This window comes from Leucobacter sp. M11, assembly GCF_035726885.1.
GTDB lineage: Bacteria > Actinomycetota > Actinomycetes > Actinomycetales > Microbacteriaceae > JAPFRB01.
The window spans coordinates 534,272-539,213 of the sequence record NZ_JAPFRB010000004.1 but is presented as its reverse complement, the minus strand read 5'-3'; the positions used below and the strand labels follow the sequence as shown (position 1 = coordinate 539,213).

The window sequence follows — 4,942 nt, the reverse complement described above, 5'->3', positions numbered from 1 at the left end:
GTCGCCAGGGCGGGGCGGAGCGGGGTCCGCCAGATGTTTCGGCCGTCCACGAGGCCGAGGACGAGCTGCGTGTCGCCCAGCTCGGGCAGCTCCGCGGGGAGCGAGCCCCGGACGAGGTCCAGGTGAATCGCCTCGACGGGCAGCCCCGCGAGGGTGGCGAGCGCCGCGGAGGCGTCGCCGTAGGGCGTGGTGAGCAGGATGCGGGGGCGCGCCGTCGCCCCGCCGAGCGCGGTGTATGCGCGGGCCACGAGGGCGGCGATCTCGGTCCGCGGCACCCCGAGGGAGTCCGAGGTGAGGGCGGGCTCGTCGAGCTGCGCCCAGGTGACGCCCGCGGCGGCCAGCTCCGCAAGCAGCGTGGCGTAGGCGGCGACGACGTCGTCCAGGCGCTCGATCGGGGCGAAGCCCTCCGGCGCGCCCGCCGCTGGCTTTGCGAGGAGCAGCCAGGTGACGGGGCCGACGAGCACGGGACGGGTCTCGATGCCCTGCGCGGCGGCCTCGCGGAAGCGGCGGACGAGCTCCGCGGCGCTCGGCGCGAGCGCGCTGTCGGGCGCGAGCTCGGGGACGCTGAAGTGATAATTCGTGTCGAAGTACTTGGTCATCTCGAGCGGCGGCTGCGTTTCGGTGCCGCGGGCGAGCGCGAAGGTGCGACCGAGTTCGCTGAGTCCAGCGAGGTCGCCGAAGCGGGCCGGGATCGCGCCGAGCCAGACGCTGGCGTCGAGCACCTGGTCGTAGGTGCTGAAGCTCTCGGGCACCGCCGCGCCCGTGGCGGGCAGCCCCAGCTCGACGAGCCGGGCGCGGGTGCGGGAGCGCAACTCGGCGGCGCGTGCTTCGAGCCCGGCCTCGTCGAGGTTCCCCGCCCAGTGCGCCTCAACCGCGCGCTTGAGCTCGCGGCGGGGCCCGATGCGCGGGTAGCCCAGCACGGTCGCCGCGGGCAGCGGTGCGCCGGGCCGGGCCTCGGCTCCGGCCGGGCGGCTGGCCACGGGAAGTGCGGGCTCGGGAAGTGCGGGGGTGCTCGTCATGGGGGCGTCCTTCGGCTGGGTGCGCGAGGGCCAGGAGCCCCGCGCGAGCGGCGTTCGACGGCGCCGGGGAACGAGCCCGACGGTCGGCCAACGGTCGTTGACGCCCCCACGCTAACCCCGGACGGCGGGGCCGTGCCGGGGCGTGACCTTCAGTGACACTCCATGACGGCCCGTGACAGGCCGCTCCCGGGGCGAGCGCCCCGGGACGTTACTCGGTGAGGGCCGCGGGCTTCGCGCTCGCGGGCACCCGAAGGGACTCCAGCTTGGCGGCCATCTCCTCGCTGACGAGGGCGCGAACCCAGGTGCCCTCCGCGACGTACTCGGTGGCGAGGATCCGGTTGCGGCCGTGCAGCTCGGCGATCAGCTCGCCCCGGTCGTAGGGAATCACGGCGAAGACCTCGCGGCTGGGCATCGGCAACGCGGTCTCGATGCGCGCCTGCAGCTCCTCGATGCCCTCGCCGGTCTTCGCCGAGACGAAGACCGCGTCGGGGGCGAGGCCGTGCAGGACGAGCCGCTGGTTCTCGTCGATCAGGTCCGCCTTGTTGAAGGCGACGATCTCGGGGATGCCCTGCGCCTCGACCTCGGCGATCACGCGGCGCACGGTGTCCAGCTGCGCGGAGGGGTCGGGGTGGGAGCCATCGACGACGTGCACAATCACGTCGGCGTCACGCACCTCCTCGAAGGTGGAACGGAAGGCCTCCACGAGCTGGTGGGGCAGGTTCCGGACAAAGCCGACGGTGTCGGCGAGGGTGTACTCGCGGCCGTCGCCCGTCTCGTGCTGGCGCACGGTCGTGTCCAGGGTCGCGAAGAGCTGGTTCTCGACGAGCAGGTCTGCGCCCGTGAGCCGGTTCAGGAGGCTCGACTTCCCGGCGTTCGTGTACCCCGCGATCGCGACCGAGGGCACCTCGTTGCGCTTGCGGTTCGCCCGCTTCGCCTCGCGGGCGGGCGCCATCGCCGCGATCTGCTTGCTCAGCTTGGCCATCCGCGAGTAGATGCGGCGGCGGTCCAGCTCAATCTTGGTCTCACCGGGGCCGCGCGAGCCCATCCCGGCGCCAGCGGAGCCGACCTGGCCACCGGCCTGCCGGGACATCGACTCGCCCCAGCCGCGGAGGCGGGGCAGCATGTACTGCATCTGCGCGAGCTCGACCTGGGCCTTGCCCTCCCGGCTCTTCGCGTGCTGGCTGAAGATGTCGAGGATGACGGCGGTGCGGTCGATGACCTTGACCTTGACCACGTCTTCCAGGGCGCGCCGCTGGCTGGGCGAGAGCTCGTTGTCGGCGATCACGGTGTCCGCGCCGAGCGCGGCGACCAGATCGGCGAGCTCCTGCGCCTTGCCCTTGCCGAAGTAGGTGGCGGGGTCGGGGCTCGGGCGTCGCTGGAGCATGCCGTCGAGGACGACCGCTCCCGCCGTCTCGGCGAGGGCGGCGAGCTCGCGGAGCGAGTATTCGGCCTCGGTCGTGTCGCTCTGTGCGTGCACGCCGATCAGGATGACGTTCTCGAGGCGAACCTTGCGGTATTCGACCTCGGTGACATCGTCCAGCTCGGTGGAGAGCCCGGGGACGCGGCGCAGCGCGTGGCGGTCCTCGCGCTCGGCGCGCACGGCCTCGGAGATGTCGGCGCTTTCGTGCTCGTCGAGGGCCTGGGCACGGCCGAGACGGGTGACCCGGGAGGCGTCGTCTTCGGGGGCGCGGCTGAGCACCCGGTCGAGGAGTTCGTCGGTCCCGCTGGCGTCGTCGGCGTCGAAGGAGTCGGGGACCCCACCCTCGGTGTTGGCCGCGTCATCGCGGTCTGGCTGCTGGGGCGTGGAATCATTCGTGCTCGTCATATGCCCCCCATTCTACCCGCGGGGCCTGAGAACGCACCCGGCGTTCTTACGCTGGTGGCGGACCCTGGCCGCGCAGGCCACGGCTCGCGCTCGCCAGGGTGCGCGCGGTGGTCGGGCCGGGCCGACGGCCTGCGATAATGGGGGCATGTCGAGCGATCACTACTTCACCCCGGACCCGGGCAGCGATTTCACCCCCCGAGAGGTGCGGGTCCGCCTCGCGGGCGAGGAGCGCACGCTCGTGACCGCCGGGGGCGTGTTCAGCCCCGAGCACCTCGACGCGGGCACCGCGGCCCTGCTGCGCTTCGCCCCGGAGCCGCCCGAGACGGGCGAGATCCTCGACCTCGGCTGCGGCTGGGGGCCCATCGCCCTGGAGGCGGCCCTCGAATCTCCGGAGGCACGCGTCTGGGCGCTCGACGTGAACGAGCGCGCCCGCGAGCTGACCCGGCGCAACGCCCAGAAGCTCGGGCTCACGAACCTGCGGGTCGTCGACGCCGCCGAGATCCCCGCGGAGCTGCGCTTCGCCTCGATCCGGTCGAATCCGCCGATCCGCGTCGGCAAAGAGGTCCTGCACGGCTTGCTGGAGACCTGGCTCCCCCGGCTCGCCCCGGGCGGGGTCGCCCACCTGGTCGTGGCCAAGCACCTCGGCGCGGAGTCCCTGCAGCGCTGGATCGAGGAGACCTTCGGCCCCCGGCTCACGGTGGAGCGCATCGCGAACCACAAGGGGTTCCGCATCCTCGAGGTCCGCGACGGGTCCGCCGCGGGCTGAGCCCGGTCAATCGCCGATGAGCTGATCCATCCGGTGCGCCATCAGCTCGCGGAGCACGAGCGAGGTCGAGGTGCGCCGGATGCCGTGGCAGAGCATGAGCCGCTGGGTGATGTCGTAGAGGTGCTCGGCGTCGCGCGCGACGACCTGGAGCATCAGATCCTCGCTGCCCGAGATCGCGAGGCACTCGACGACCTCGGGCACCCGGGCGATGTCCGTCATCATGGTGGACAGCTCGTCCTGATTGGCCTCCGCGGTCACGAAGGCCCGCACCGGGTAGCCGAGATCGCGGGGAAACACGGTCGTGCTGTTGGGCCGGAGCCGCCCCTGCCGGAAGAGCTTCTCGACGCGGCTCTGCACCGTGCCTCTCGCGTAGCCGAGCTGCTGGGCGAGCAGCTGCACCGTCGCCCGCGGGTTCTCGTCGAGGGCCCGGAGGATCCGGCGGTCGATGTCATCCAGGGTGGTCATATTGACGAGAGTAGCCGAGTTTTTCATGCCGAGGTGATCATTTTGATCAAAGCCACGCGTCGCTCTTGATCACTATTCCGCCGTGTGATGCACTCGAACCATGACAACGGCGTTGCGGGCTCCCCGCCCCCTCGGGGACACGGAAACCGGGCCGGGCCCGGGCGTTCAGCCCGCCTCGGCCGGTGAATTCTGCTCCATCGACGCGGGCGAGCTGCTCCGGCTCCGCGCCCGCCTGGGCGAGCGTCCCGAGTATCGCTCGGGCGCCCCCTCCCTCACGCTCTTCGCCGCCCAGGCCGTCCTCGCCGCGCTCGCGGACGAGGGCCTGCTGCCCGCGGGCCACGAGCGGCAGCCGTTCCTGCTCTCGGATCCGTTGGGCGGCCCCGGCGGCGACGGCCCGGCGCTCATTCAGCCGCGGCTCAGCGGCGCGGCAACGCGTCCACCCGGCAGCGGCCCCCTGCCCGGCCTCGCCGACCTCGGCACGCTCCTGCGCGGGGCGAGCTCCGCCCCGCTCGCCGCGCTGCCCCCGGGCACCGTGCTGGTGACGGAGCTCGCCGCTGACTCGGGGGCCCCGGCGCTCGCGCCCGGCGCACTCGCGGCCCTCGGCCTCGGCGCGGTCCGGGACCGCGCCTGGGCGACGGACGGCGAACTCGCCGTCCGCCCCGTGCTCACCCTGGGCCTGCGGGTGTCCGGGGGACGCGCCCCGGGGTCCCTCCTCGCCCGCATCGCCGGGCACCTCGGCGATCCCCTCGGCCTCGCCCTGCGGCGCTGAGCCGAGGACCGCGCAGCCGCCCACGTTCCCCGAGACGACCGAGTATTCCCAGCCCGCCAAGACCCCCCGAGAGAAAGTCCGCACCATGATCCGTGACT

The 4,942-nt window shown here is 73.0% G+C and carries 4 protein-coding genes and 1 pseudogene; 2 read left to right on the top strand and 3 right to left on the bottom strand.

Annotation, left to right across the window (positions count from 1 at the left end):
* Together OOT08_RS14750 and hflX are read right to left on the bottom strand one after the other, a co-directional pair.
* Nucleotides 1–1,019 (bottom strand): annotated as a pseudogene (locus OOT08_RS14750) (5-methyltetrahydropteroyltriglutamate--homocysteine S-methyltransferase); the annotation flags it as partial.
* A 208-nt stretch (nucleotides 1,020–1,227) separates the two neighbouring features.
* Complete coding sequence (gene hflX, locus OOT08_RS14745; RefSeq protein WP_325093545.1) at nucleotides 1,228–2,844, bottom strand: GTPase HflX; 1,617 nt, start codon at nucleotides 2,842–2,844, stop codon at nucleotides 1,228–1,230.
* 145 nt (nucleotides 2,845–2,989) lie between these two features.
* On the opposite strand from hflX, the gene OOT08_RS14740 reads away from it, so the two are divergent.
* Nucleotides 2,990–3,610, top strand: coding sequence for a class I SAM-dependent methyltransferase (locus tag OOT08_RS14740; RefSeq protein WP_325093544.1), 621 nt, complete (start codon nucleotides 2,990–2,992; stop codon nucleotides 3,608–3,610).
* Nucleotides 3,611–3,616: 6 nt separating this feature from the next.
* Here the strand turns inward: OOT08_RS14740 and OOT08_RS14735 are convergent, their stop codons facing one another.
* Nucleotides 3,617–4,102: an Lrp/AsnC family transcriptional regulator gene (locus OOT08_RS14735; RefSeq protein WP_325093543.1), complete on the bottom strand. Its 486-nt coding sequence runs from the start codon at nucleotides 4,100–4,102 to the stop codon at nucleotides 3,617–3,619.
* 73 nt (nucleotides 4,103–4,175) lie between these two features.
* Between OOT08_RS14735 and OOT08_RS14730 the strand changes: the two genes are divergently transcribed.
* A complete protein-coding gene (locus OOT08_RS14730) occupies nucleotides 4,176–4,844 on the top strand; it encodes a hypothetical protein (RefSeq protein WP_325093542.1) in 669 nt (222 codons plus the stop codon).
* Nucleotides 4,845–4,942: the final 98 nt, after the last annotated feature.